This window comes from Herbiconiux sp., assembly GCF_023264895.1.
Lineage (GTDB): Bacteria > Actinomycetota > Actinomycetes > Actinomycetales > Microbacteriaceae > Herbiconiux.
In genome coordinates this window covers 12042-37011 of the sequence record NZ_JAHFUY010000036.1, presented here as the reverse complement: position 1 = coordinate 37011, position 24970 = coordinate 12042, and the positions used below count along the sequence as shown (strand labels likewise).

General features: G+C 71.3%; 26 protein-coding genes. 13 read left to right on the top strand and 13 right to left on the bottom strand.

Going from position 1 to position 24970, the window contains the following annotated elements:
• Position 1: 1 nt before the first annotated feature.
• The 7 genes from Q0D57_RS08390 (at position 2) to Q0D57_RS08360 (ending at position 7566) form a co-directional block, all read left to right on the top strand.
• Positions 2-1183, top strand: coding sequence for a thiolase family protein (locus Q0D57_RS08390; protein ID WP_291041319.1), 1182 nt, complete (start codon positions 2-4; stop codon positions 1181-1183).
• A complete protein-coding gene (locus tag Q0D57_RS08385) occupies positions 1180-1560 on the top strand; it encodes a zinc ribbon domain-containing protein (RefSeq protein WP_291041316.1) in 381 nt (126 codons plus the stop codon). Before Q0D57_RS08390 ends, Q0D57_RS08385 begins: the two co-directional genes overlap by 4 nt.
• Positions 1557-3149 (top strand): AMP-binding protein, encoded by a 1593-nt coding sequence (locus Q0D57_RS08380; RefSeq protein ID WP_291041313.1) that lies wholly within the window; start codon positions 1557-1559, stop codon positions 3147-3149. Before Q0D57_RS08385 ends, Q0D57_RS08380 begins: the two co-directional genes overlap by 4 nt.
• Positions 3146-4585 (top strand): amidase, encoded by a 1440-nt coding sequence (locus tag Q0D57_RS08375; protein ID WP_291041310.1) that lies wholly within the window; start codon positions 3146-3148, stop codon positions 4583-4585. The genes Q0D57_RS08380 and Q0D57_RS08375 overlap by 4 nt, the downstream gene beginning before the upstream one ends.
• 92 nt (positions 4586-4677) lie before the next feature.
• Positions 4678-5082, top strand: coding sequence for a hypothetical protein (locus tag Q0D57_RS08370; RefSeq protein ID WP_291041307.1), 405 nt, complete (start codon positions 4678-4680; stop codon positions 5080-5082).
• A 154-nt stretch (positions 5083-5236) separates the two neighbouring features.
• Positions 5237-6799 carry an FAD-dependent monooxygenase gene (locus Q0D57_RS08365; protein ID WP_291041304.1) on the top strand — a complete coding sequence of 521 codons (1563 nt, stop codon included), beginning with the start codon at positions 5237-5239 and terminating at the stop codon, positions 6797-6799.
• 56 nt (positions 6800-6855) lie between these two features.
• On the top strand, positions 6856-7566 hold the full coding sequence (locus tag Q0D57_RS08360; protein ID WP_291041301.1) for a hypothetical protein: 711 nt from the start codon (positions 6856-6858) through the stop codon (positions 7564-7566).
• Positions 7567-7597: 31 nt separating this feature from the next.
• On the opposite strand, the gene Q0D57_RS08355 is transcribed toward Q0D57_RS08360, so the two are convergent.
• A complete protein-coding gene (locus tag Q0D57_RS08355) occupies positions 7598-8212 on the bottom strand; it encodes a TetR/AcrR family transcriptional regulator (protein ID WP_291041298.1) in 615 nt (204 codons plus the stop codon).
• A gap of 115 nt (positions 8213-8327) precedes the next feature.
• On the opposite strand from Q0D57_RS08355, the gene Q0D57_RS08350 reads away from it, so the two are divergent.
• Together Q0D57_RS08350 and Q0D57_RS08345 are read left to right on the top strand one after the other, a co-directional pair.
• On the top strand, positions 8328-9110 hold the full coding sequence (locus tag Q0D57_RS08350) for an SDR family oxidoreductase (protein ID WP_291041295.1): 783 nt from the start codon (positions 8328-8330) through the stop codon (positions 9108-9110).
• 47 nt (positions 9111-9157) lie between these two features.
• Positions 9158-10000, top strand: coding sequence for an alpha/beta hydrolase (locus tag Q0D57_RS08345; RefSeq protein WP_291041291.1), 843 nt, complete (start codon positions 9158-9160; stop codon positions 9998-10000).
• 45 nt (positions 10001-10045) lie between these two features.
• Here Q0D57_RS08345 and Q0D57_RS08340 read toward each other — a convergent pair whose 3' ends face one another.
• Positions 10046-10420 (bottom strand): VOC family protein, encoded by a 375-nt coding sequence (locus tag Q0D57_RS08340; protein ID WP_291041288.1) that lies wholly within the window; start codon positions 10418-10420, stop codon positions 10046-10048.
• Between the two features lie 76 nt (positions 10421-10496).
• Positions 10497-11204 (bottom strand): YafY family protein, encoded by a 708-nt coding sequence (locus tag Q0D57_RS08335; protein ID WP_291041285.1) that lies wholly within the window; start codon positions 11202-11204, stop codon positions 10497-10499.
• A gap of 169 nt (positions 11205-11373) precedes the next feature.
• Here Q0D57_RS08335 and Q0D57_RS08330 point away from each other — a divergent pair, with 169 nt between their 5' ends.
• Both Q0D57_RS08330 and Q0D57_RS08325 read left to right on the top strand, forming a co-directional pair.
• On the top strand, positions 11374-11517 hold the full coding sequence (locus Q0D57_RS08330) for a hypothetical protein (protein ID WP_291041282.1): 144 nt from the start codon (positions 11374-11376) through the stop codon (positions 11515-11517).
• Positions 11518-11739: 222 nt separating this feature from the next.
• On the top strand, positions 11740-11913 hold the full coding sequence (locus Q0D57_RS08325; RefSeq protein WP_291041279.1) for a CsbD family protein: 174 nt from the start codon (positions 11740-11742) through the stop codon (positions 11911-11913).
• 172 nt (positions 11914-12085) lie between these two features.
• On the opposite strand, the gene Q0D57_RS08320 is transcribed toward Q0D57_RS08325, so the two are convergent.
• Both Q0D57_RS08320 and Q0D57_RS08315 read right to left on the bottom strand, forming a co-directional pair.
• Positions 12086-14473: a S8 family serine peptidase gene (locus Q0D57_RS08320; RefSeq protein ID WP_291041276.1), complete on the bottom strand. Its 2388-nt coding sequence runs from the start codon at positions 14471-14473 to the stop codon at positions 12086-12088.
• A gap of 397 nt (positions 14474-14870) precedes the next feature.
• Positions 14871-15461 carry a TetR/AcrR family transcriptional regulator gene (locus tag Q0D57_RS08315; RefSeq protein ID WP_291041271.1) on the bottom strand — a complete coding sequence of 197 codons (591 nt, stop codon included), beginning with the start codon at positions 15459-15461 and terminating at the stop codon, positions 14871-14873.
• Between the two features lie 95 nt (positions 15462-15556).
• Between Q0D57_RS08315 and Q0D57_RS08310 the strand changes: the two genes are divergently transcribed.
• Entirely contained in the window at positions 15557-16342 is a 786-nt protein-coding gene (locus tag Q0D57_RS08310) for an SDR family NAD(P)-dependent oxidoreductase (protein WP_291041267.1), read from the top strand.
• Between the two features lie 53 nt (positions 16343-16395).
• On the opposite strand, the gene Q0D57_RS08305 is transcribed toward Q0D57_RS08310, so the two are convergent.
• The 5 genes from Q0D57_RS08305 to Q0D57_RS08285 all read right to left on the bottom strand — a co-directional run bounded on the left by Q0D57_RS08305 (position 16396) and on the right by Q0D57_RS08285 (position 20778).
• A complete protein-coding gene (locus Q0D57_RS08305; RefSeq protein ID WP_291041264.1) occupies positions 16396-16653 on the bottom strand; it encodes a hypothetical protein in 258 nt (85 codons plus the stop codon).
• A gap of 28 nt (positions 16654-16681) precedes the next feature.
• On the bottom strand, positions 16682-17563 hold the full coding sequence (locus tag Q0D57_RS08300) for a manganese catalase family protein (protein ID WP_291041262.1): 882 nt from the start codon (positions 17561-17563) through the stop codon (positions 16682-16684).
• A 145-nt stretch (positions 17564-17708) separates the two neighbouring features.
• A complete protein-coding gene (locus Q0D57_RS08295) occupies positions 17709-17855 on the bottom strand; it encodes a hypothetical protein (RefSeq protein ID WP_291041259.1) in 147 nt (48 codons plus the stop codon).
• 56 nt (positions 17856-17911) lie between these two features.
• Entirely contained in the window at positions 17912-19381 is a 1470-nt protein-coding gene (gene rfaE2 / locus Q0D57_RS08290) for a D-glycero-beta-D-manno-heptose 1-phosphate adenylyltransferase (RefSeq protein ID WP_291041256.1), read from the bottom strand.
• Positions 19378-20778, bottom strand: a complete 1401-nt coding sequence (locus Q0D57_RS08285; protein WP_291041253.1) for an aldehyde dehydrogenase family protein — start codon at positions 20776-20778, stop codon at positions 19378-19380. The genes rfaE2 and Q0D57_RS08285 overlap by 4 nt, the downstream gene beginning before the upstream one ends.
• Positions 20779-20899: 121 nt before the next feature.
• Here Q0D57_RS08285 and Q0D57_RS08280 point away from each other — a divergent pair, with 121 nt between their 5' ends.
• On the top strand, positions 20900-22111 hold the full coding sequence (locus Q0D57_RS08280) for a glycosyltransferase family 9 protein (protein ID WP_291041250.1): 1212 nt from the start codon (positions 20900-20902) through the stop codon (positions 22109-22111).
• Here the strand turns inward: Q0D57_RS08280 and Q0D57_RS08275 are convergent.
• The 3 genes from Q0D57_RS08275 to Q0D57_RS08265 all read right to left on the bottom strand — a co-directional run bounded on the left by Q0D57_RS08275 (position 22077) and on the right by Q0D57_RS08265 (position 24920).
• The gene (locus tag Q0D57_RS08275; RefSeq protein ID WP_291041247.1) at positions 22077-22769 is read right to left on the bottom strand and encodes an SDR family oxidoreductase; all 693 of its coding nucleotides are present in this window, start codon (positions 22767-22769) and stop codon (positions 22077-22079) included. The two genes, Q0D57_RS08280 and Q0D57_RS08275, sit on opposite strands and share 35 nt — an antisense overlap.
• A gap of 115 nt (positions 22770-22884) precedes the next feature.
• Positions 22885-24303 (bottom strand): PfkB family carbohydrate kinase, encoded by a 1419-nt coding sequence (locus tag Q0D57_RS08270; RefSeq protein ID WP_291041243.1) that lies wholly within the window; start codon positions 24301-24303, stop codon positions 22885-22887.
• Positions 24300-24920, bottom strand: coding sequence for an SIS domain-containing protein (locus Q0D57_RS08265; RefSeq protein WP_366518593.1), 621 nt, complete (start codon positions 24918-24920; stop codon positions 24300-24302). The genes Q0D57_RS08270 and Q0D57_RS08265 overlap by 4 nt, the downstream gene beginning before the upstream one ends.
• Positions 24921-24970: the final 50 nt, after the last annotated feature.

The following is a 24970-nucleotide window of genomic DNA, read 5'->3' as shown; positions in this document are numbered from 1 at the left end:
CATGCTCGATTCCGCATATATCGTCGGAGCGGCCGAGACGCCGTACACCCGGCACCCGACGCCCGGCGTCAGCACCTCGGGTCTGCTCGTGCAGGCCGCCCGCGAGGCCGTCGCCGCGGCCGGGCTCCGCTGGTTTGACGTCGACGGGCTCGGGGTGTCGAGCTTCACGCTCGGTCCCGACCACGCCGTCGACCTCGCCTGGCGTGCAGGCCTCGGCCCTCTGAGCTGGCTCATGGAGGACACCAACGGCGGCGCGAGCGCCCTCAACATGCTGCAGCACGCCGAACTCGCCATCCGCTCGGGACAGGCCTCGACCATCGTGCTCGTCTCGGGCGACCGGATGGACGCCGCCGCGTTCCGGATGCTCGTGGAGCACTACAACCGCGCCACCGAGGAGCACCTCGCACCGCTCCCGCTCACGGGCCCGAACGCGCTGTTCGCGCTGCTCACCCAGCGGCAGATGACGGCGCTCGGACTCTCGCGGCGCGACTACGGGCACATCGCGACCGCTCAGCGCGCGTGGGCCGGGCTGAACCCGGGTGCGGTGTACCGCGCGCCGCTGAGTCTCGAGGAGTACCTCGATGCACCCCTCGTGGCGCCGCCGCTCGGCAGGTACGACTGCGTGCCGCCCGTGAGCGGGGCGGATGCCATCGTGCTGACCGCAGGGCCCGCCGGCTCTGCCGGCTCCGCCGGGACCGGAGCGGGCGCTGCCGGCCGGCCCGTGCGGGTGCTCGCCGTGGAGACCAGCATCGGGATCGACGACCAGGATGCCGACGGGCTCACCACCGGACTCGTGCAGGCCGCGCCGCGCGCCTGGGAGCGCTCCGGACTCGGAGCCTCGGACATGGACGTGCTCAGCGTCTACGACGACTATCCCGCGATGGCGCTCGCGCAGCTCATCGACCTCGGCGCGATCGCCGCGGAGGACGCCCAGCGCGACCTGGCCGAGCGGATCGGCACCCGGCGTCTGCCCGTGAACACCGCGGGCGGCCAGCTCTCGGCCGGGCAGGCGGGAGCGGCTGCGGGAATGCACGGTGTCGTGGAGACCTACCGCCAGCTCGCCGGCATCGCGGGAGAGCGGCAGGTCGACGACGCCCGGTTCGGGGTCGTGACCGGCTACGGCATGGTGCTGTACCGCTACGGGGCCTGCGCGAACGTGGCGGTTCTGGAGGGAGTGCGATGAGCGGCCCCGCCTTCTTCCAGCGCTGCACGGCGTGCTCCACCGTCTTCTTCCCGCCCCGGCTCGCCTGCCGTGCGTGCGGTGGAGCGGCGTTCGAGCAGGTCGAGGCCGGACCGGGTGTCGTGGAGGAGGTCACGGAGCTCCCCGACGGGCTCCGCATCGCCTCGGTGCGGGCCCGCGGGGTGCCCGTGGTCTGCTCGACGTCCTCGGAATCCTCGGCGGTCGAGGTCGGCTCCTCCGTGGCGCTCGTCGACTCGCCTCCCGAGCAGGGGGGCCAGCCCGCGCACCCGGTCCACGCCGTCCACCTGCCCGGCTCCGCCCGCGTGGAGCCCGCCGCATTCTTCACCACCACTCACATCGAGAACGAGGGAACCCCATGACCCGCATCCCCCAACTGGACCGCCCGCTCGCCGACTGCACCATCCCGGCCATGCTCCAGCGCCGTGCCGACGAGATGCCCGACGACCTGCTGCTGAGCTCCGGCAGCGAATCCCGCACCGGTGCCGAGCAGCTCCGCGTGGTGCGCGGGCTCGGCGGCGTGCTCGCCGACGCGGGCGTGGGCGTGGGCGACCGGGTGGCGATGCTCTCGGGCAACCGGCTGGAGCTGCTCGACATGATCCTCGCGGCCGCCTGGGTCGGGGCCGTCGCCGTGCCCCTCAACCCCGCCCTCACACCGCCGCAGCTGCGGCACGCGCTGCTCAACAGCGGTGCGCGCCTTCTGCTCGCCGACGACCAGGGGCTCGCCGGATTCGCGCGGCTCGACGACCCGGTCGCGGTCGAGCGGGTGCTGAGCTTCGAGGCGGCGGCCGGCCCGGGCGCGAGGGTCCTGTCGCTGCCGGTCGAGGCCATCCCGGCCGTCTCACGCGAGGTGGAGGCCGCCGCCGTCGCACCCTCCGACATCGCCGCCATCCTCTACACCTCGGGCACCACCGGGCCCTCGAAGGGTGTGCTCTGCCCGCACGCGCAGTTCTACTGGTGGGGCCGCAACCAGACGCTGCACATGCGCTTCACCCGCGACGACGTGCTCTTCACCACGCTGCCGCTGTTCCACACCAACGCCCTCAACGCCTTCATCCAGGCGGTGGTGTCCGGTGCGTCGTTCGTGGTGGCGCGCCGGTTCTCGGCCAGCCGCTTCTGGGGTGAGGCCGCCGAGTGCGGGGCAACGTTCACGTTCCTCCTCGGCGCGATGGTGGGCATCCTCCTCAACCGGCCCGAGAGCGAGTACGTGCCGCACACGGTGCGGGCGGCACTCGCGCCCGCCACGCCCGCGCGCATGCTGCCGGAGTTCAAGGAGCGCTTCGGGGTCAACCTCGTCGACGCGTTCGGCTCGACCGAGACCAACCTCGCCATCGCGGTGCCGGTCGACGAGCTGCGCCCCGGCTACCTCGGCGTCTCGGTGCCGGGCTTCGACAACCGGGTGATCGATCCGGAGAACGGCGAACCGCTGCCCGACGGCGTGCCGGGCGAGCTGCTCATCCGGAGCGATCAGCCCTATGCGCTCGCCCGCGGCTACTTCGGCATGCCGAACGAGACGGTGAAGGCCTGGGACGACCTCTGGTTCCACACCGGCGACCGGGTGGTGCGGGAGGAGGACGGCTGGTTCCGCTTCCTCGACCGCATCAAGGACATCATCCGGCGACGGGGCGAGAACATCTCGTCGGTCGAGGTCGAGTCGACCGTGCTGCAGCACCCGGGTGTCGCTGCCGTCGCGGCGTACGCGGTGCCGTCGGAGCTCGGCGAGGAGGAGGTGCAGGTCTCGGTCGAGGTCAAGGCCGGCGTCGACCTCGATCCGCGCGAGCTGATCGAGTTCGTCGAGCCGCACCTGCCGCCGTTCGCGGTGCCGCGCTTCATCGTGTTCGAGCACGACCTGCCCCGCACCGCCAACGGCAAGGTCAGCAAGGCCGAGCTCCGCAAGCGCGGTGCCGCCGTCGACCGCTGGGACCGCGAGTCGGAGACGGCCGACCGATGAGCGAGGCGTCGGCGGTGCTGGCGCTCGACGCCACCGGGCAGGCCGAGGCGGTGCGGAGCGGACTGCTGACGGCCCGCGAGCTGCTGTCGCTGTCGGTCGCGCGCATCGAGGAGGCGGATGCGGCGGTGAACGCGGTCGTGTACGTCGACCAGCACGCGGTGGAGCGCGCGGGGACGCCCGCCGGAGCCGGCACCGTGGTGGGCGCAGAGCCCGCCCCGTTCGCCGGTGTCCCCATCCTCCTGAAGGATCTCGGCGTGGCCGCGCTGGGGCATCCGGATCACCAGGGGAGCATCGCCCGCAAAGACGCCGGCTGCGCCTTCGACCACGACTCGGCCGTCGTGCGACGCCTCCGCGCCGGCGGCTTCGTGCCGATCGGCCGCACCAACTCGGCCGAGTTCGGGCTGCACTCCGAGACCAGGAACCTCGCCTACGGGCTCACCCGCAACCCCTGGGACGTGAGCCGGTCGGCAGGCGGATCCTCCGGAGGCTCGGCGGCCGCGGTGGCGGCGGGCATGACGGCGCTCGCCCAGGGCACCGACGGGGGCGGTTCGTTGCGCAACCCGGCGGCGCACTGCGGGCTCGTGGCGCTCAAGGTGAGCCGCGGCACCATCAGCGAGGCGCCCGCCGGGGAGTCGCTCTACGGGATCTCGCAGACCGGGGTGCTCACGAGGTCGGTGCGGGATGCGCGGGCCGTGCTCGCGCTGCTGGCCGGCCGGGAGCCGGGAGACGCCGTGGTGTCGCCGGGACTTGTGCGCGGAGGCATGACCGGCGACGCGGCGAGGCCGCTCCGCATCGGAGTCCTCGACCACGACCCGGGCGGGGTCTACGAGGTCTCGCCCGAGATCCGCTCGGCCGTGCTCGAGACAGCCGGCCTGCTCGAGGGACTCGGGCACGTCGTGGAGCCCGCGTGGCCGGCGGCGATGTTCCCCGACGAGTTCGCCGAACGCTGGTTCGCGGCGCTGCTGCCGTTCGCGAAGGTCGCGAGGGATCGCGCGGCGCACGCGGCGGAGGCGGCCGGAGCGACGCCGCGGTTCGATCCGATCACGGAGCACTGGGCTGCGCTCGCGGCCTCGCAGACCTCGGCGGAGCACGTGGAGGCGATGGGCTGGTTCGACGGGTTCCGGCAACGCGTGCAGTCCTGGTGGGAGGAGTTCGACGTGCTGCTGTGCCCCGTGCTCCCGCTGCAGCCGCAGCCGGCCGGGCAGTTCGCCGGGGGTGACGACGGCATCGCGGAGTCCATCCGCATCCTGCGCTTCACGCCCCAGGCCAACATGACCGGGCTGCCGGCGGTGAGCGTGCCGGCCGGGTTCGCGGGCGGGGTGCCCGTGGGGGTGCAGCTCGTGGGCGCCTACGGTGCAGACCTGCAGCTGCTCGATCTCGCGGAGTCGCTCGAGACCGCGCGGCCGTGGCGCACCTCGGTGCTCGCGTCTGCCTAGCCAGGTGAGAGGGGCGGATGTCAAGCCCCGTGCCCGTCGCGGGGAGGTTTGTAGGGTCCGGAGCAGTTGATCACCTCTGTGAAAGGACCGACATGTTCGCCAAATGGGTTGCCAGGATTCTCGGGATCGTCGTCGCACTGCTGGCGGTGGTGGGGCTGTTCATCGAGGGGGAGCACTTCGCGGGGATCGCGAACGTCGACCTGCCGCTCGACATCGCCAGGATCGTGATCGCCGTCGCCCTGCTCGTGGTGGGGTTCGGCCGCGTCTCGCGCGGCGCGCTGTCGGCGGTGCTCGCCATCGTGGGCATCATGTACGTGCTGATGGGCGTGCTGGCGATCTTCGACCCCACGCTGTTCGGCATCCTGCCGACCGGGTTCACGACCTTCGACATCGTGTTCCACATCGCGTCGGGCCTCGTGGCGGTCATCGCCGCCTTCGTGCCGGGTCGCACCACGGCCGACACCCGCGCGCCGAGCGGCCTGCCCGCCCGCGGCTGAGCCGAGCTCCCGCCCGTCGTCGCACCCCCAGGCGGCGGCGGGCGGTCTCGCGCTGTGCCGCGCTCGGGGGCTGTCGTGGCCAGGGGCCGACCGTTAGAGTCGCCGAGGGCGGTGTGATGGCTGAATCGACCCTCCGCTCAGAGACGAGTGTCCCGTGGCCGAATCGACCGTCCCCCTCACCGACGCCGAGACCGACGTGCTCATCGCCGGCGCAGGTCCCGTGGGCCTGGTGCTCGCCCTCGAACTCGCGCGGCGCGGCGTCGCCGTGCGCATCGTCGACACGCTGCCCTCGCCCACCACCGAGTCGCGCGCGATCGTGGTGCACTCGCGATCGCTCGACCACGTCGAGATGCTGGGGGTGCTGCCGGCCCTCCTCGACCGGTCGCGGGTGGCCCGCGGCATGGCGATGCACGACGGCGACACGACCGTGGCCGAGGTCTCGTTCGAGGGCATCCGGGCCGTGCACCCCTTCTCGGCCGCCATCGCCCAGACCGACACCGAGTCGCTGCTCGCCGAGCGGCTGCAACAGCTCGGCGTCACGGTCGAGCGGTCCACCGCGCTGAGCGGTTTCGACCAGGATGCGGAGGGCGTCGATGCCGAGCTCACCGGTGCCGACGGTCGAACCCGCCGGCTGCGGGCCCGCTACCTCGTGGGCACCGACGGTGCGCGCAGCACCGTGCGCCACGGCATGGGGCAGCGACTCGAGGGCTCGTTCGCGGGCGAAGACTTCCTGCTGGGCGACGTCGAGGGCGAGCACCACTACGACGACTCGCAGTTCCACACCTTCTTCTCACCGGGCACCGGTACCGGGCTGCTGTTCCCCCTGCTCGGCGAGCGGGTGCGGGTGTTCGCCCAGCTCGAGCCCGGCATCGAGCCGGATCGCCCGGTCACCGTCGAGTGGCTGCAGCAGGCTCTCGACGAGCGCGGCATCCGACTGCGCATCCGCGAGGCGCACTGGCTCACCCGGGTCACGCTCAAGCACGGTCAGGTGCCGCGCTATCGCGACGGCCGCGTGTTCCTCGCGGGCGATGCGGCGCACATCCACAGTCCGGCCGGCGGCCTCGGCATGAACACGGGCATGCAGGATGCGACGAATCTCGGCTGGAAACTCGCCCGGGCCGTGCAGACCGGTGACACGGCCGGGCTGCTCGACAGCTACCACCTCGAGCGGCACCCCGTGGCCGCCGACGTGATCTCCTTCACCACCCGGCTCTCGGCCGCCGGCACGCTGACGAACCCGGTGGCCCAGCACGCCCGCAACGTGCTTTTGCACCTCGGTCTCGGCATCCCGGCGGTGGCCGAGAAGATGGTCGACCGGGTGGAGCAGCAGAACGTCGCCTACCGGCACAGCCCGATCGTCGGCGGTTCGGGCGGCACGCTCAAGCCGGGCGACTACCTGCGCCTCGACGACACCGTCGTGGCGCAGGCTCTCGCTCGGCACCCCGGCCACCTCGCCATCCGCGTGCCGGGGCGGGGCTCGCCGGAGCCGCTGCCGACGCCGCTGCCGGACGGGATCGAGGAGCTCGCCGTCACGGAGCGCGACGCGGACACGCTCCGGCGATCGGCCGGCCTGCCCCACGGCGGCCTCGTGATCGTGCGCCCCGACGGCTACGTAGGTCACATCGCCGCGGATGCCCCGGCCGGCCTCCGCGACTACGATCGGCTGCTGTCAGGAGTCGGCGGGGAGGAGACCGCGCTCCAGCATGCGGTCGGCTGAGGCGGCTCCTTGTCGATCACCCGGTGCTCCGCGATCCGATGAGGGAGACTGCTGGCATGGATCTCGCGCACGCATCCGACGCTGAACTCGAGCGGATCATCTTCGACCGTGGTCACTCGGCTCACCTGATCGAAGAAGCGACGAACGAGTTGCAGCGTCGGCGGGATCGTTCCGCTCGTGCACGGGCGGAGGGGGCACCGCTCGTGCCGGCGAGCGAGCAAGCGCTTCCCCCGGACGGCACCTCTGCGACCGAACGGGACCCGGAGAAGAGTGAAGAGCCAGGCGTGAGACCCGGGGCAACGAGCGGGCCGGTGCGCAAGATCCTTCGCACCGGTGCGTTCGCTGCGGCTCTGGTCGGTGTGACGATCGTCGGAACGATCTACGTGATGGGTCAGCAGCCATCTGGCGAAACCGCACCCACCCCTACCTCTCCCTCGGCGATGGACCCAGCCGCCGTCGACGCCTACTTCACCGGACCGCAGCGGCCAGGGGACCAGTTGGCAACCGCCTTGCCCTCCATAGAGCCGGAATCGACCCGGCGGCTCGACTCGTCGGGAAGTCCGGCCGGCGGGGGTTTCTGGCTGGCGCGCTCGGTCACTGGCCAGTACTGCGCGATCCTCGCGGGGAGTGCATCAGGTGCCGGTTACAGCTGGACCTGTTCCGTCACGGCTGCATTCCCCGAGGCCGGCCTGCGGCTTGCGAACGAGGACGTTCAGGTGACGTGGACACGTGAGTTCGTGACAGTGGAGCCGCCGGGAACTCCGTAGCCGACGCGGCTCGACCACGTCGGCCGGCCTGCTAGGCGTGGTCTATGAGAGCCCACCACGCTCTGTCGAAGGCGCCATCGGCGTCGCTGAATCCTTCGAGCGAGGACGCGACGATGGCGCCGGTGCGCATCGTGAACAGGACCTCGGCTGTTCCGGTCGGCGTGGGATGGCCGAGTTCCGTGAGGGAGTCGACCATGAGGTCGCGCACCCACGCGCGGTGGCGGTCGACCACGATGCGGGTCTTGTGGTCGGGATCGCTGTATTCGGCGGCGGTGTTGATGAACTCGCATCCGCGGAATCCGGTGCACTCCATGCCGGCCTTCGCCCCGGACGCGATCTCGGCCAGAACGGCGCGAGCTCCTTCGGGCTGGGCGCGTATGGCGGTCAGGACACGGCGCGCTTCGGCCGCCTGAGCTTCGAGGAACGCGACGACCAGATCATCCTTGGTCGGGAAATGCCGGAAGAACGTCGCACGAGCGACACCGGATTCCGCGATCAATCGATCGACACCGACGATTCGTATGCCGGTCGAGATGAACAGTTCTGTCGCGGTCGCGAGAATCCGCTGGCGGGCGGCCGAGGCGGCGCGTGGCTGTTGCGCTTCCGCGGCGGATGCGGAACTTCTGCCGTGGTGCGGGGTGCTCACGAATTCGTCCTTGCCCTTCGAGTTCTTCTTCGGCCATACTGCCACATGAAGGTAGATAGACAGGTCCGTCTACCTACTTCACCACGGGCTGAGCCTGGACGAGGACGGGACGAGCATGGACTATGGACTGGCCGGCAAGTCGGCAGTGGTCACAGGGGCGAGCAAGGGGATCGGACTTGCCGTCGTCGAGGCGCTCGCGAGAGAGGGCGCTCACGTGCTGGCGGGCGCTCGTTCGCTCACGCCCGAACTCGAGACGATGGTCGCGGGAGGAAGCGTCGAGTTCTTCGCCGTGGACCTGGCGACGCCCCTCGGTCCGTCGGCGCTCATCGAGAGAGCGCTGACCGGGCGAGGTGTGGACATCCTCGTCAACAACGTCGGGGCTGTGAAGCCACGGCCGGACGGAGTGACCAGCGTGACGGATGCCGACTGGGAGAGCACGCTCAACCTCACTCTCATGTCGGCTGTACGGACTATTCGTGCAGCGCTGCCCGGCCTGATCCTCGGAGGCGGCAGCATCATCACCATCAGCTCGGTCAACGCCGCACTGCCCGACCCGCTCGTCCCCGACTACTCCGCGGCGAAGGCCGCCCTCTCCAACTACTGCAAATCGGTGTCGAAGGAAGTCGGGAGGCACGGCGTTCGTGTCAACACGATCAGCCCCGGACCAGTGGAGACAGCTCTGTGGCTGGGCGCCACCGGCGTAGCCCAGACCGTCTCACAGGCGGGGGGCGGCACCCCGGAGGAAGTCGCCGCCGCCGCCGCAGCGCAGGCCGTGACGGGGCGCTTCACACAGCCTCGTGAGGTCGCCGACCTCGTGCTGCTGCTGGCCAGCGACCGCTCCGCGAACATCACCGGTGCCGACTTCCGGATCGACGGCGGCCTGATCCCCACCCTGTAGAACGTCCGCCCTGCCTCGAGAATCATCCCCACCCTGAAGGAGCCGCAATGCCAGATCCAGCCGTCACCCGCCCATTCCCTGTCATGTTCATCCACGGACTCTGGATCCACTCGAGCGCGTGGCACGAATGGCAGAACCTCTTCGAGGCATCCGGATACCAGACCTCCGCCCCCGGATGGCCGGGCGATGGGGACACCGTGCAGGCCACACGCGAGAACCCCTCTGCGCTCGATGACGTCGGCATCGAAGCGATCTGCCGGCACTACGCCGCACTGGTCGAAGCGATGCCCACGAAACCGATCGTGATCGGTCACTCCTTCGGCGGGCTCATCGCGCAGGAACTGCTCGCGAACGGCTACGCGACCGCCGGGATCGCGATCGATCCGGCTCCGATCAAGGGAGTGAAGACCCTGCCTTTCTCGCAGCTGCGGTCGGGGCTTCCCGTGCTCGGCAACCCGGCCAACAAGCATCGGACCGTGTCATTGACAGCGAAGCAGTTCCGCTACAGCTTCGGAAACGCGCTCTCAGAACAGGAGTCCGATGCGCTGCACGAGGCGTGGACGATCCCCGGCCCCGGGAGGCCGTTGTTCGAGGACGCGACCGCGAACTTCACGCGCAACTCTCCTGCCGCCGTCGACACCCACGTCGCAGCACGCGGACCCCTCCTGCTGACCTCCGGCACCGAGGACCACACCGTGCCCAAGGCCGTGACCCTCGAGGTTCTCAAGCTCTACGGGGACACCTCGTCGATCACCGACTACCACGAGTTCGAGGGCCGAGGACATTCCCTCGCCATCGACAGCGGCTGGAAAGACGTCGCCGACGTCACCCTGGACTGGCTGGATTCCCAGCACCTCGAAACGACACCGGCTCACAGCACCGCCTCGTGAACGGCTCAGCCCTGGCCGCGATCTCACACCACAGGGGCGGTTCGATCACGGGGCTGGGCGTGAGAAGAGATTGACGAGGTTGCCGTCGGGATCGCGGAAGAGGGTGGACCTGTTGCCCCACGGCATGGTTGTCGGCCTGAGCACGACGTCGTCGAGCAGGTCGTGGAGGCGTGCGAATTCGGCGTCGACGTCCGTGACGAGGAACTCGATGATGATCGAGTTGTTGGTGGCTGGTCGTGGCGCGTCGGTGCCGAGCGTGGCGACCGTCGCCGTGCTCGCTATCGCCAAGGTGCCCGTTGATGTCCGCAACTCTGCGAACACCGGAGCAGGCCGCGTGGCCGTGACCCCCGTCACCGCCTCGTAGAAGCGGGTGAGCCGGTCGACGTCGTGCGTGATGATGCGGAGTGATGCGAGGTCCATGTCTTCCTTCCGGCCGCGCCATCCGGCCCGACGTCATCATCCTGGGCGCCCTGCGCGACACCGTCATGTCGGTGTTTCAGGCCGTATTCCGGCCCAGCCCGACTTCTCGCAGCCGTCCCTCGACGATGCCGAGATCCTCCGCCCGGAGCGTTCGACGCGCCGCCCGCTCGACCAGAGGCTCTGCCTGGACGATCCGGTCGCCCCGGAACGCGCGAAGACCGTCGCGGAGCCGACACCACGCGATCAGGTACCAGTTGTCGCCCTTGCCGACGAACCCCATCGGTTCGACGTCCCGCACGGTCGCGCCGCCGTCGCGGTCGGTGTAGGAGATCCGAAGGACCTGTCCGGTCCGCAGGGCTGCATCCAGACCACGAGGCGCACCGGTCGGCTCCTCGCCGCCAAGCAGATGGATGCGCGCAGCCAGGTCGGCCGTCTCTCTCAGTCTGCGATCGTCGGTGACGGCGACGACCTTGCGAAGAGCCGACGTCGCCGAATCACGGAACGGGCTCGTGGCCAGCGCGCCGAGGGCGACCATCACGGCGAGAGCTTCATCGACCGTGAACCCGAGGGGTGACAGGGAGTGTGCCGTGTCCAGGCAGTAGCCGCCGGTGCGACCGGGTTCCGCCCAGATCGGCACTCCACTCTGCTGCAGGGCCGACAGGTCTCGTTCGATGGTCCGCGAACTGACGCCGAACCGGTCGGCAAGCCACCGGGCGCTTCTCGGTCGCGGCGCCACGGCCCGCAGCTCCTCCACAAGCGCGTACAGCCTGTCGGTGCGAGTCATACCCCGACCCTAGTTCCGCCGATCGAGGTGATGCCCGCCAGCCGTCTCGCTGCGGCCTGCGAACCACCATCCAGCTGAGACCGTGACGAATCACCCGTTCGCCGCGTCTCATCTTCGTAACCACGCAGCACCCCGGAGCCCACCGGGGACGACCCGAAGGAGAAACACCATGGCCACCCATGCCGGCCCTCCTCGTGCTGGCCGTGATCGCGGTGATCGTGCTGCTCGCTTCCTCGGTCGCCCGCTGCCCGCCCTGGTGCAGATCAGCGGTGGCTTCCGGGCCCGCGTCAGCTCCCCCACCCGGCTGCAGTAGCTGCAGCCGTCAGTCGCACGAGAGAGAAGAGCATCATCATGTCGAAGCCAGTCGCCTGGATCGTCGCGATCGCATTCGGAGTCACCGGATACGTCCTCGGCACCAGAACCCAGGCCACGAAGGACACCGCGAAGCGGATCGCCCGGAAACGCCACTGACCCACCCGGCCACCACACCCGTGGAGGCTGATCCCACCGAACACCACAACGGAAGGAGCTCACCATGAGCGCTGCAGACAAGATCAAGAACGCCGCCGAAGACCTCGCCGGCAAGGCCAAGGAAGCCGTCGGAAACATCACCGACAACGACAAGCTCGTCGCCGAGGGCAAGGCCGACCAGACCAAGGCCGACGCGAAGAAGGCCGGCGAGAACGTCAAGGACGCTTTCAAGAACTGACCGTGTTCACACGGTAGGCCGTCGCCCCGCACTCCGGAGCGGCGGCCTCCCGTTGGTGCGGGGCAGCGCGCGACTTCCCCTCCACGATCCAGCGCATCCTCGATCAGCTCACGGGCTGAGCGCCTGACCCACGTCTACAGATCGAGCGGCAAGACCGTCGTCGGTGAGTTCCTCATCGTGGGGCTCGACCGGCACGTCGAGCAGAGCGGAACGACACCATCGCGCCCCCGGCGAGCAGCAGGGCGATGAGCGCGACTCCGTGAAGACCTCCTCCGACGCTCAGTCCTGTGTCGGCCAGGCGCGTGCCGCCGTCACCGGCGGGCACCGGAGTCGGCGCGGGGGACGGCGCCGGGGCTGCCGGCAGCGCCGCGATCACGGCGGGCGCGAAAACGCGTCCCGAACCCCACACGTTCGCGTCGGAGACGCCGTAGTCGAACGGCTGCTTCGGCATCGCGACCGCCGTCGAGACGAGCGCCTCGCGCACCTGCTCGGCCGTGGACTGCGGGGAGTGCTGCATCGCCAGCGCGGCCACGGCGGCAACGCCGGGAGCGGCTGCCGACGTGCCGGGGAAGTAGTAGCCGTCCGGCAGCACAGGACTGTCGGAGTAGTAGGTCTCGAAGAACGTCGTGCGCACGTAGTCGACCCCGATGAGGTCGGGCTTGACGAGCACGCGCGGCTCGACCAGACGCTCCGCCGGGCGGTACGTCAGCGCGTCGACCGGGCCGAAGTAGTACGTGGCCGGACCTGTGCCCGAGTAGGGCTCCATGTACTGGGGCTCGTACGCCGGCGCTGCTCCGCTCGTGAGGACGGCGGGATCCGCCGGGTGCGCGAACACCACCGGGCCGATGACGACGTCGTCTCGCCACTCGCCGGGAGCGTAGGGGAGGCGCTGCACGCCACCGTCGTCGATCGCGAAGATGACCTTGACGCGCGGTGTGCCTGGCTCGCCGACATTCTTCGCGCGCGCCAGCACGAGCGTGTAGTCGGCGACGACCAACGGCACCGAGGGGTCGGTCGTGGCGGTGTACCCGACGTACGACGCTGGTGTCCTGTCGTCGAAGGTGCCGCTGCCGGTCGGCAACGGCAGCGGTGCGCCGGTGGCATCGAGCAGGAACGGCACGATCACGGTCGATCGGCCGTCGACGGGCTCGGCCCACTGCGCGAGCAGCTCGAAGCTCGGGGCGGTACCGAGCGTCACCTGGAGCCCCTTCGCCGGCGCGCCTGCAGGCCCGAAGTCCATGCAGTCGGCCTCGGTGCCCGTGGTGCCGAGGGCCGTGTCCATCATCGCGGCGATGCCCGCGAAGCACTCGCCGGGACGGTACTCGGCCGACTCCCACGAACCCGTGGGCGCGACGTTCTCGGTGCCGGCCCCGAGGTAGCCGATGCTGCCCTCGTTCTGGGCGGCGGCGACGTAGAGCACGCCCTGGGTGCGGATCTCGGCGATCTTCTGCGCCACGACGCCTTGCTGGAACCACGGCTCGGTGAACTGCACCACGTCGTCGACGATCACGTCGGCGCCGTTGTCGACGAGCGCCTGGATGTTGTCGGCGAACTCGGTCTGCGTGGCCCCGTCGGTGGCGAACATGAGTCGCGCGCCGGGAGCGATGCCGTGCACCACCTGGGCCATCGCGCGTCCCTCGTCGGAGAACATGGTCGCGTTCTTCTCGAGGACGGGACCGACCGGCGTCGTGTAGCCGCAGGGGTTGCCGGGGCCGGGGAGGGCGCCCGCCAGAACGTCCTCGGCGGCATTCGTCGCCACCTTGTCGGCGCCGAGGTCGAAGGAGTCGGAGATGACGCCGACCGTGAGGCCCGTCCCGTCGAGACCGTACTGCGCCTGCACCGTGTCGACGCCGAGGGGTCCCGCCGTGTTGACGGGGATCGATCGGCAGCTCGTGCCCGTGAGGTCGGGGTCACCCGAGAGCGCCAGCGCAGCGCTGAGCTGCGTGGGCAGGGCGGTGCTCGACGCATGCTTGGACAGCAGACCCGGTTCGAGCGAGACGACTCCGGCCAGCGCTGCCGCGTCGTCGAAGAGATCGGGTGTGGCGTAGACCGAGACGGCGGGGGCGCTGACACCCACCGAACGCACCTCGAAGAGATTCCGGATGGCGAGGAGCGCCGCGTGCTGCGCCTCGAACGACTCGAACCGCAGCTCCACGATCACGCGGCCGCTGCCGTCGACCGCGAGCGAGCCCGGACCCTCCGCGGGCAGACCGGCAGCGCGAGAAGCCTCGGGCGTGCCCGGGGTCGCGCCGGACGCCGCGAGGCGCGCGAGCCCCGACGAGACGCCACCGTCGGTGATGCCGGTCGGGTCGGCGTGTGCGACAACGGGGAACGCGAACAGGGAAGCCGCGACCGCGAGGCCGCTCGCCAGCCCGATCGCTCCCCGGCGCAGCGTCCCCCGCCGGTCGGCCGCTCGCCCGTTGGTCGTCCTGGCACCCGCGAAGGCGTGACCCATCGCAACCGTCCCCTCGTCGCGCCGCACCCCCTGCGCGGTCGCGCCAATTCTAGCGATGGCCGGCGGGCAGCCCGCACTCCGGCGCGGATCGTCCGCGGTCCTCATCGTCGGTTTCGTCCCCCTGGGTGCTGGGGATGAGTTCGGCGCGCCTGCCGACCACCTCCGAGGGCTTCGCATGGTCACTTGGCGACATGGAAGCTCGTGGTTCTCGAGGCGAAGCTCGTTGCGCACCTCGTGCGGCTCGCGCCGGCTGAGAACGCCGCTCTGCTCTCTTCGCTCGACGGCGCCCGAGTTCGAGAGATGAACGACGGCGGCAGGGAAGCCTCCGCGGGAAGCTTCTCGCGTTTCCGACCATCGAGGAGCAGCCAGAGCTTGGGTGCCCGCAAAAATGTCCTAGCAATGGTCGTCGCGATCTTCTAGCGTCGTTGCAGCCGATCGCCGGCTGTGCGAGCCGTCGGAGCCACCGACCCGTCACGCGTGACGCGTTCGAGGACAGACCCCTTCAGCTGATGAAGGCGTCCACCAGGGCCACGGCATCCTCGGCAAGGGGGCGGCGCCACTGCTGTCGAGTCTTCCGGATGCGCGTGACCACAAGGCCGTGCAGGGCGGTCCACAGCAATTCGGCACGCACCTGCTTGTCACGACCGCCGGCCGGCAGATCCTGGAGGAGGGACTCGAGGTCGGCCTGCAAGCGGTCAATCCCCAAGTCGATCCTCGCCGACTCGTCGAGAAGATCTCGGCCCTCGAACAACAACTGGTATGCCCCCGGATTGGCAACAGCCCACGTCGCATACGTGACAGCCATGCTCCGGACCCGGACGACGGGATCCTCACCCCCTGACGCCTCGTCCTGACACGTGCCCAGGACGGCCTCGAGAGAAGCAAGGCTCTGGCTCGCGATCGCAAGAAGAAGCTCCTGCTGAGAGGGGAAGTACCGATAGACCGCCGTGGCAGAAACGCCGACCACGCGGGCGGTCTCGCGCAACGAGGGCGGCGTGATCGCAAGCCGCTCGGACAACAGATCGGTCGCCGCGGCCAAGAGCTCGTCACGCAGCTGACTGCCCGTACGCGTCCTGGAACCCGTCGTCGTCATGGACCTACCCTTCCACAGCACGCCGGCCACAGAGTCCCGTGTTGATCACCGCCGACCTGCTCTATGGTTAACACCTGTCAACCTAGGAGCTATCCATGGAATATGCAACAACAACCGTCCTCGTCACCGGAGCAAGCTCCGGTATCGGCCGTGAATTCGCTCGCGCCTTCGCCGCCCGAGGAGCAGACATCGTCCTCGTCGCCCGGCGAATCAGCCTGTTGGAGGACCTTGCCGAAACTCTCCGCGAGGAATTTCACCGCACGGTGACGACCGTTGCCCTCGACCTGTCCCAGCCATCCAGCGGGACGCGTCTGTTTGCTGATCTTGCCCGGCGAGACCTTCGCGTGGACACGGTCGTCAATTGCGCAGGTATCGGCCTCACTCGGGACTTCAAGGACACGACCCCCTCAGACCTTCGAGAGCAGCTCGCCGTCAACATCGACGCGGTCGTCGACGTGTCTCGAGCTTTCCTCCCGCAGCTCGCGGAATCGGGCCGAGGCGCCCTGATCAACATTGCGAGCCTGACCGCGTACATGCCCACCCCGGGAATGGCTGTCTATGCCGCGTCGAAAGCCTTCGTCCTGCGATTCACCGAAGCCCTCGCCTACGAGCTCCGCGACTCTCCGCTGACGGTGATGGCGTTCTCTCCCGGACCCACCAAGACGGACTTCTTCAGCAACTCTGATTCGAGCGAGCACGGCGTCACCTTCGAAACGCCCAAGCAAGTCGTCGACTCCGCCTTTCGCGCCCTGGATAAATCGAGAACACCCGTCAGCGCCGTATCCGGCAGAGCGAACACGCGCACGAGTCGCATCGTGTCGCTCCTGCCGCGGCAGATCGTCTTGCGCCTCGCCAACTCCTCACCGAACCGGCCCGCATAGGCGCACCTCGCGCAGACCGCGGCCGGAGCGCCCGCCCCCGCGATGACGCCCCCCTACCGCCCGTACGCCTCCAGCAGCCGCCCGTTCTCGGGCGTGAGCGTCACGTAGATCGACTCCAGCGCCCCCTCGAGCGAGCCCGAGAGGCGCACCTCGTAGGGAGGCAGCACGTCGATGCTCTCGTAGACGGAGCCCAGCCGGGTCACGTACCCGACCGAGGCCCCGCCGCCGGCGAGATGCACCTCCCACTCGTCAGCCGCCGGATGCTCGATCCGCACGTCGACGACCGGTCGCGTGAGCTGTTCGCTGAGCACCGCGCACCACCTCCCTCTCCTGATCCGCCTACTTCGTGCTGAGCTTGTCCTTGATGACCCCTGTGGCCTTGTCGACCAGGTTGGGCTTCGGGTCGGTGCCGAAGAGCCGCGGGTCCGGCTGCGTGGGCGGCGGCATGGGAACCGAGCCCTGCGGGCCGTCGAGGTAGGTGAACTCGCCCTTGCCGTCGGGGGTCGGCCCCGAGGCCCAGCTGCCCTCGGCCGCCGCAGCGCCGTCCGAGAAGTTGATGTACTGGTACGAGACCTCTCGGTGCTCCTGACTGAGAGGGAAGTTGCTCGGCACGGGCAGGTCCTCCTTGCCCTCGGCCCGCAGCTCGGCTGCCGCCGCGATCCACTGGTTCTGGTGCATCGTGTCGCGCGCCAGCAGGAACGAGATCAGGTCGCGCACGCCGTAGTCGTCGGTCATGTTGTAGAGCCGGGCCACCTGGATGCGTCCCTGCATCTCGGCGTTCGCGTTGGCCGTGAAGTCGGCCAGCAGGTTGCCGCTCGCCGTGATGTAGGAACCCGACCACGGGTTGCCGTTGCTGTCGACGGGCCGCGCTCCCGCACCGGCCACGATGGCGGCCTGCACGTCGGTTCCACCGATCACGGCCCCGAGCACCGGATCGGCCGCGATGGCCGCCTCCGACTGCTCCACGGGCGCCTTCTCGAGCAGCTGCGCGATCATGACGGCGATCATCTCGACGTGCCCGAACTCCTCGGCTCCGATGCCGAACAGCAGGTCGCGGTACTTGCCGGGCTCGTGCGCGTTCCAGGCCTGGAAGCCGTACTGCATGGCCACCGTGATCTCGCCGTACTGACCGCCGAGAACCTCCTGGAACCGCCGGGCGAAGACCGCATCCGGCTTCGACGGTGACGACTTGAACTGCAGCTCCTGCTTGTGAAAGAACACGATGCATCCTCCGTTCCGGGCGCCGTCGTCGACGCCTCCGATGTGTGTGTTGAGAGTGAAACTACGACCGCCCCGGATCAGGGCGAGGGGCTGGACAGCGCGCACTCGGCGGCGTAGAAGACCGCGAGCCCGCAGCCGCCCGGGCTCAGTCCTCGCCGCCGGTGGGCGCGGCCTCCGAGATGGCCTCCTCCGCCTGCTCCTCGGATCCCTCGGCCTGCGAGGGCTTGTCGGTGCCCGCACCGGGCACGATGTCGTGGTTCTGGGGGTTCTCCTGCGGTCGGTCGTCCGACATGGTGTCTCCTTCTTCCTCGAATCCGCCGGACGGTCCGGCGGCACGTGCGGCTGGGCCTAGGGCAGCGCCCTCGCCCGGATGCGGTCGACGAGCCCCGTGGTGGAGTGCGAGGCGATGTAGTCGAGGATCCGCACCTCGCCCCCGTACCCCCGCACCACCTCGGTCTCGGCGAGCATCTCGGGCGTGTAGTCGCCGCCCTTCGCGTAGACGTCCGGCCGGAGGGCCGTGAGCAGGGCGATCGGGGTGTCCTCGCCGAACACCACGACGTGGTCGACGCAGCCGAGCGCCTCGAGCACCGCCACCCGGTCGCCGACCGGGTTCACGGGCCGTTCCGGACCTTTGAGGCGGCTCACCGAGGCGTCGTCGTTGAGCGCGACCACGAGCACGTCGCCGAGCTGCTTGGCCTGGCGGAGGTGGGTGGTGTGACCGCGGTGGATGACGTCGAAGCAGCCGTTCGTGAAGACGATCCGCCGACCCTTCTCCCGCTCGGCGGCCAGCGCCTCGGTGAGCTCGGGCAGGCCGAGCGCCCTGGTGGGTTCGCGCGCGCCGAGCGCCTCGTCGAGATCGTTGAGGGAGCAGACCGCGGTGCCGGGCCGGGCCACCACCACGTCGGCCGCTGCCTGCGCCCAGCTCGCGCTCGTGGCGGGCGTCGCGCCGGCGGCCAGGGCGATCGCGAGGGCCGCTACGAACGTGTCGCCGGCTCCGGATGCCTGGTGCTCGGGTGCGGGGTGGGCGTGCGTGCGGTGCACCGGATGCCCTCCGTCGAGCACGGCGGTCCCGTCGCGGTCGAGGGTCACGACGGCGAGCCCGGCACCGGAGGAGCTGAGGATCTCACCGGAGGCCGCCTCGACCGCGGCCACCCGCTCGGCCCCGCTGCCGAGCGGCCGGCCGAGCAGCCGCTCGGTCTCCTGGGCGTTGGGGGTCACGACATCCGGCCGGAAGGCCCGCCAGCGCTGGAGATCGTGCGCGTCGACCACCCGGTGGCCGCCGGGAGGCCGGTGCGAGGCGAGGAGCTCGAGCAGCTCGTCGTCGAAGAGCCCGGCGCCGTAGTCGCAGAACACGAGGGCGCCCTCGGGGTGCGCGCGCTCGAGAGCGGCGAGCACGTGCGAGCGCACGCCGGGCCCAGGCGCCGGCCGGGAGAGCTGGTCGACCCGCACGATGATCTGGTCGGCTCCCACGATGCGGGTCTTCGACGCGGTCGTGGCACCCGGCCGCACCAGCGCGCCGGAGGTGCCGACCCCGGCCTCCGCGAGCAGTCGCAGCAGCTCGCGTCCCTCCGGATCGTCGCCGAGCACCGTCACGAGCTCGACCTCGGCCCCCATGGCCGCGAGGTTGACGGCGGTGTTCGCGGCGCCGCCGGGGCAGCTCTCGGGCTCGCCCACCTCGACCACCGGCACGGGAGCCTCGCGGCTCACCCGCTGCACCCCGCCGCGCAGCCAGCGGTCGAGGATGACATCGCCCACGACGGTCACCCGCGGCGGGCGGGCCCGCACGAGGTCGGGCAGCTGCCGCAGCTGCGGCGTCATGGCGCGACCCCGATGTGCACGACCTTGGTGAGCGTCATCTCGTCGAGGAGCCCCGGCCCGTAGCCGAAGCCGCTGCCGCTGGCCCTCCGCGGTTCGGCCGAGCCGCCCGGGGCGCCGCCGAACACGGCGTTCACCTTCACGGTGCCCACCGGCAGCCGCCGGGCGGCGTCGGCGGCGTGCTCGAGCGAGCGCGTGAGCACGGTCGCGGCGAGGCCGTAGCGGTCGTCGGCCGCGAGCCGGAGCGCCTCGTCGAACGAGTCGACCACCTGCACGGGTGCGACCGGCCCGAAGGTCTCCTCGCGCATGATCGTCATGGTCGGCCGGCAGCCGCTCAGCACGGTGGCGGGGTAGAAGCTGCCCGCACCCTCCGACAGTGCGGCGCCGGTCAGCGCGACCGCCCCGCTCTCGAGCGCCTCGAGCACCTGGGCGTGCACGTCGCGGCGGAGCGCCGTGTCGACCAGCGGGCCGAACAGCGGATCGGCGGTGCGCTGCTCGGCCTCGGCCACGAGCGCACTGAGGAAGGGCTGGGCGATGGCGGCGTGCACCAGGATGCGCTCCACGGAGGTGCAGATCTGGCCGCTGTTGGCGAAGGCGCCGAGGGCCGCCTGCTCGGCCGCCCAGACCGGGTCGACGTCGGCGTCGACGATGAGCGCGTCGTTGCCGCCGTTCTCGCGGACGACGTGCGCGCCGGTGAGGGCCGCGGCTCTCGCGATCCGCTCGCCCGCCGCGGTGGAGCCCACGTGCGCGACCATCGAGACGCCCGGCTGCGCCACGAGCTGCGCGCCCGTGCCGGCGTCGCCCGAGACCGTCACGACGACATCCGGGGGCAGCGCCCCGCCGAGCACACGGCCGAGCAGCTCGCCGAGGTGGGGGCAGCGCTCGCTGGGCTTGTGCACGACGGTGTTGCCCGTCACCACGGCCGCCCCGATGAGCCCGGCGGCCACCGCCACGGGATCGTTCCACGGGGTGATGACGGCCACGACGCCGCGCGGCTCGGCGACCGTGTAGTCGATGGCCGACGGGTCTCCGCGGAGGGTGCGGCCGGTGTGCAGGGGGCCGAGCTCGGCGTACTGCTCGAGGGTCGCGACCCCGGCGAGCACCCCGCCGAGGGCATCGGCGCGAGGCTTGCCCGTCTCCCTCTCGTTGAGCTCGGCGAGCTCGTCGGCGTGCGCCGAGAGCGCTGAGGCCGCCGTGCGGAGGCGCACGCCGCGCTCGGCGGGGGAGACCTCCGACCAGGAGCGGAACGCGTCGCGCGTGCGCTCGACGGCGGCGGCCACGTCGGCCTGATCGGCGATCCGCACCCGGCCGACCGGCTCTCCCGTGCGGGGATCGGAGATGACCATCTCGGCCTCCGGTGCTGCGGTCGGCTCGGTGGAACGGATCGGGTGGAGGCTCATGACCGACCCGTACCCACTTGCCGCCCGGCCCACACCTCGCCCATCCCGTTCCCGGGCAGGTGTTTCGCCCGCGACCCGATGGGGAAAGGGGAGGGAACCGGCTGACGAGAGGATGAGGACAGTGGATGCGACGGCGCTCTGCCAGACGATGCGGTTCGACCAGACGATGCGGTTCGACGACGTGCTGAAGATCGCCGTGCTGCGGGGTGGCGGTCTCGGCGACCTGCTGTTCGCGCTGCCCGCCGTCGACGCCCTGGCGGCGGCGTATCCCGAGGCGGAGATCGTGCTGCTCGGCACCCCGGCGCACCGCGCGCTGCTCGAGGGCCGGCCGGGGCCCGTGGCGCGGGTCGAGGTGCTCCCGCACGCGCGCGGCGTGCACGGCCCCGACACCGCCGACGACGACGCGATCGGCACTGCTCTGTTCACCAAGCGGATGGCGGCCGAGCACTTCGACCTCGCCTGCCAGCTGCACGGCGGCGGCCGCTTCTCGAACCCGTTCCTGCTCGGTCTCGGGGCCGCCCACACCGTGGGCACGGTGACCCCGGATGCGCAGCCGCTGGAGCGGAGTCTGCCCTACCTCTACTACCAGCACGAGGTGGTGCGCTGGCTCGAGACGGTGGCGCTCGCGGGTGCCGTGCCGGTGCGGGCCGAGCCGCATGTCGTGGTGACGATGCCGGAGCGGCAGCGGGCACGGGCGCTCGTCGAGGGCGTCTTCGACGCGAGCACCGGGGGCTGGGGCGGCGCCGGTGGTGGTGGTGGCGGCGCCGGCCTGATGGTCATCCACCCCGGCGCCACCGACCCGCGGCGGCGGTGGCCGGCCGGCCGCTTCGCCGAGGTCGCCCGCCGGGCCGCCCGGGACGGGCTCCGCGTCGTGCTGGTGGGGGAGGGCGACGATGCCGCCCTGGCCGACCGGATCGCCTCGACCGCCGCCGCCACCGCAACCACGTCGGCCGAGCCGGTCGTGTCGCTCGCCGGCCGGCTCTCGCTGCCCGAGCTCGCGGGGGTGCTCGCGAACGCCGACGTGTTCGTGGGCAACGACAGCGGCCCGCGGCACCTCGCCCAGGCGGTCGGCACCCCCACGGCGAGCGTCTACTGGGTGGGCAACCTCATCAACGGCGGGCCGCTCACCCGCGGCGGTCAGCGGGTGCAGCTGTCGTGGACGACGCACTGCCCGGTCTGCGGCCGCGACTGCACCCAGGTGGGCTGGACCGCCCCGCGCTGCGAGCACGACGTGTCGTTCGTGCAGGACGTTCCGGCCGACGCGGTCTACGACGACATCGTCTCGCTGCTCGGGCCCGTCACGGCCACGACGGTTCCTCTTCGGGGCAGATGACGAGCTCGCGCAGCTCGACTCCGGCGGGGCGGGTGAGCGCGAAGACGATCGCCTCGGCGACCTCGGCCGCGTCGATGAGCCTGGCGTCGGATCCGGGCCGGTACTGCTCGTCGCGCCCGTCGAAGAACCGGGTGTCCATGCCGGCCGGGATGACGGTCGTCACGCCGAGGCTCCCCTTGGTCTCGGCGGCCAGCGAGCGGCTGAAGCCGAGCACGCCGAACTTCGAGGCGCAGTAGGCGGTGGCGTCTCCGAGCGCGCGCAGCGCGAGCGAGGAGGCGATGGTGATCACGCGACCGTGCGCCTCGAGGAGTGCGGGGAGGGCAGCTCGCACGACGGCGACCGTGCCGAGGAGGTTGACCGCGACGATGCGCTCCCAGTCGGCGCCCGGCAGGGAGCCGAGCGGCGCCGGCCGGTCGATGCCGGCGGCGGTGACCACCGCATCCAGGCCGCCGTACTGCTCGGCGAGCCGGGCCACGAGCTCCTCGGTCGCGCGGGTGTCCGAGACGTCGGCGGTGTAGGCGTCGTCGGGCGAGATGCGGCTGATGTCGAGGTCGAGCACGATGGGTCGGCCGCCCGCGGCGCGCACGGCGGCGGCGACGGCGGCTCCGAGGCCGGAGGCTCCTCCGGTGATGAGGACGTTTCCGAGGGGACGGGGCATGGGGGTGCTTCCTTTCGGTGGTGGTGCGGGTTCGGATCGGTGGGGCTGGGTCGGGTAGGTAGGGCTGGCGTCGGCCGGGCCGGGGCAGGGCGGGCGGGGAGGTGCGGGCGGGCGCTCAGCCCACGCGGGCCAGGGCACCGGCGAGCCGAGTGCTCGACCTGCCGGCGTGGTACGGCACGGTGACGGTGCGGCCGCCCCACTCGGCGAGCACCGCCGTCTCGGGCAGCTCCTCGGCCACGTAGTCGCCGCCCTTCACGCAGATGTGGGGCTCGATCCGGCGCAGCACGCTCTCGGGGGTGTCCTCCTCGAACACGATCACCGCGTCGACGCACTCGAGCGCCTGCAGCAGGTCGACCCGGTCGGGCTGGGACATGATGGGGCGCTCTGACCCCTTGAGCCGTCGCACCGAGGCGTCGCTGTTGAGACACACCACGAGGCAGTCGCCGAGGGCCCGGGCGGCGGCGAGGGTGCGGGCGTGACCCGCGTGCAGCAGGTCGAAGCAGCCGCCGGTGGCCACGACCGTGCCGCCGCGTGCCCGCACGGCGTGCACCACCGCGAGAGCGTCGCCCGCATCGCCGCCGAGCGGGCGGGTGTTGGCGGGGTTCGCGAGGCCGCCCACCCCACCGTCGGCGAGGAACCTGCCGGCTGCCGCCACCGCCGTGCGGGCGGCCGCGGGGAGCTCCTCGCCCGAGGCGAGCGCCACGGCGAGGGTCGCGGCGAGTCGATCACCGGCACCGCACGGATCGATGTCGTGCACCGCCTGGGCCGGCACCACGTGCGGCACGTCGGGGCTCTCGCCCGGAACGTGCAGGAGCGCTCCGCGGAGGCCGAGGGTCACGAGCACGGCACCGCACCCCCAGTGGGCCGCGAGCGCGGCGGCGGCGTCGGAGGCCGCGCCCACGATCGTGTCGGTGCTGCCACTGCTGCCGCCGTTCTTGGCCGCGGCAGCCAGCGCCTCGCTCGAGTTGGGGGTCACGACCGCGGCGGAGCACACGGGCTCCGCGCCCCGCGGATGCGGATCCCAGACCACGGGCACCCGCCGGCCCACCCGCTCGAGCGCCTCGCGCAGCACCGGATCGGCCGCGACGCCGCGGCCGTAGTCGGCCACCACCACCGCGTCGGCATCCGTGAGCGCGTCGAGCATCGCAGCGCTCACCCGCGGGGGCGGGGGAGGGTCGCAGCCCTCGTCGATCCGCACGACCGCCTGGCCGGATCCGCGCACCCGCGTCTTGACGGGGGTGGGGGCGCCCGAGTCGCCCGCCACGACCTCGATCGCACCGGACCCGGGCTCCTCGGCCGTGCGTTCCAGGCACGAGCGGATGCGGCCGGCCCGGTCGTCGTCGCCGAGCACGGTCACGAGGGAGACGTCGATCCCGTCGCGCGCCAGCAGGGTCGCCACGAGGCCGGCGCCGCCCGCGCGCTCCGCGGCATCCTGCACCGCGACCACGGGCACCGGAGCATCCGGGCTCAGCCGATCGGCGCTGCCGGTCAGATCCACGTCGAGCAGCACGTCGCCCACCACCACGATCCTCATCGGGAGCTCCTTCCCGAGCCGGCGTCGTGCCGTCTCACCCGGTCGTCGAACACCCGGCAGAGCAGGTGCAGCGCCACGAGCTGGGCCTCCTGCACGGCGGCAGAGGGGCCCGTCAGCGCGATCTGCTCGTCGCACTCGTCGCAGAGCGGATTCGGAGCCACCCCGGTGAGCGCCCAGGTCGTGGCGCCGATGCGGCGCGCGGCCTCGGCGGCGAGCAGGAGGTTGCGGCTGCGGCCGCTCGTGGAGAACAGCACCACGATGTCGCCGGCCCTCGCGTGGGCCTGCAGCTGCCGCGCGAACACCTCGTCGTAGCCGTAGTCGTTCGCGATGGCGGTCACGCTCGAGGTCTCGGCGTGCAGCGACAGGGCCGAGAACGGCCGGCGCTCGCCGTCGAACCGCCCCACGATCTCGGCCGTGAGATGCTGGGCCTCGGCCGCGGAGCCGCCGTTGCCCGCGGCGATCAGCCGGTGCCCGTGCAGCAGGCGCTCGGCCAGGGTGTCGCCCCAGCGGGTGAGGGTGGGCACGTGCTCGCGCAGGGCCGCGATCGTGTCGACGTGGTCGTCGAGGTGGCGCGCGAGCAGGTCGGCCGTGCCGTTCACCGTTGTGTCACCCACCACTGAGGGGCCCGTCTGGTCCGGGCCCGTCGTCGATGCCGGCCGCAGGGCCT

Coding starts and splice junctions, on each gene's coding strand:
- Q0D57_RS08385 (WP_291041316.1), top strand. CDS start 1,180: ATGAGCGGCCCCGCCTTCTTCCAGCGCTGCACGGCGTGCTCCACCGTC.
- Q0D57_RS08375 (WP_291041310.1), top strand. CDS start 3,146: ATGAGCGAGGCGTCGGCGGTGCTGGCGCTCGACGCCACCGGGCAGGCC.
- Q0D57_RS08380 (WP_291041313.1), top strand. CDS start 1,557: ATGACCCGCATCCCCCAACTGGACCGCCCGCTCGCCGACTGCACCATC.
- Q0D57_RS08320 (WP_291041276.1), bottom strand. CDS start 14,473: ATGAGGACCGCGGACGATCCGCGCCGGAGTGCGGGCTGCCCGCCGGCC.
- Q0D57_RS08390 (WP_291041319.1), top strand. CDS start 2: ATGCTCGATTCCGCATATATCGTCGGAGCGGCCGAGACGCCGTACACC.
- Q0D57_RS08270 (WP_291041243.1), bottom strand. CDS start 24,303: ATGAGGATCGTGGTGGTGGGCGACGTGCTGCTCGACGTGGATCTGACC.
- Q0D57_RS08325 (WP_291041279.1), top strand. CDS start 11,740: ATGAGCGCTGCAGACAAGATCAAGAACGCCGCCGAAGACCTCGCCGGC.
- Q0D57_RS08360 (WP_291041301.1), top strand. CDS start 6,856: ATGGATCTCGCGCACGCATCCGACGCTGAACTCGAGCGGATCATCTTC.
- Q0D57_RS08335 (WP_291041285.1), bottom strand. CDS start 11,204: ATGACTCGCACCGACAGGCTGTACGCGCTTGTGGAGGAGCTGCGGGCC.
- Q0D57_RS08295 (WP_291041259.1), bottom strand. CDS start 17,855: ATGTCGGACGACCGACCGCAGGAGAACCCCCAGAACCACGACATCGTG.
- Q0D57_RS08370 (WP_291041307.1), top strand. CDS start 4,678: ATGTTCGCCAAATGGGTTGCCAGGATTCTCGGGATCGTCGTCGCACTG.
- rfaE2 (WP_291041256.1), bottom strand. CDS start 19,381: ATGACGCCGCAGCTGCGGCAGCTGCCCGACCTCGTGCGGGCCCGCCCG.
- Q0D57_RS08340 (WP_291041288.1), bottom strand. CDS start 10,420: ATGGACCTCGCATCACTCCGCATCATCACGCACGACGTCGACCGGCTC.
- Q0D57_RS08275 (WP_291041247.1), bottom strand. CDS start 22,769: ATGCCCCGTCCCCTCGGAAACGTCCTCATCACCGGAGGAGCCTCCGGC.
- Q0D57_RS08330 (WP_291041282.1), top strand. CDS start 11,374: ATGGCCACCCATGCCGGCCCTCCTCGTGCTGGCCGTGATCGCGGTGAT.
- Q0D57_RS08285 (WP_291041253.1), bottom strand. CDS start 20,778: ATGAGCCTCCACCCGATCCGTTCCACCGAGCCGACCGCAGCACCGGAG.
- Q0D57_RS08310 (WP_291041267.1), top strand. CDS start 15,557: ATGGAATATGCAACAACAACCGTCCTCGTCACCGGAGCAAGCTCCGGT.
- Q0D57_RS08315 (WP_291041271.1), bottom strand. CDS start 15,461: ATGACGACGACGGGTTCCAGGACGCGTACGGGCAGTCAGCTGCGTGAC.
- Q0D57_RS08345 (WP_291041291.1), top strand. CDS start 9,158: ATGCCAGATCCAGCCGTCACCCGCCCATTCCCTGTCATGTTCATCCAC.
- Q0D57_RS08350 (WP_291041295.1), top strand. CDS start 8,328: ATGGACTATGGACTGGCCGGCAAGTCGGCAGTGGTCACAGGGGCGAGC.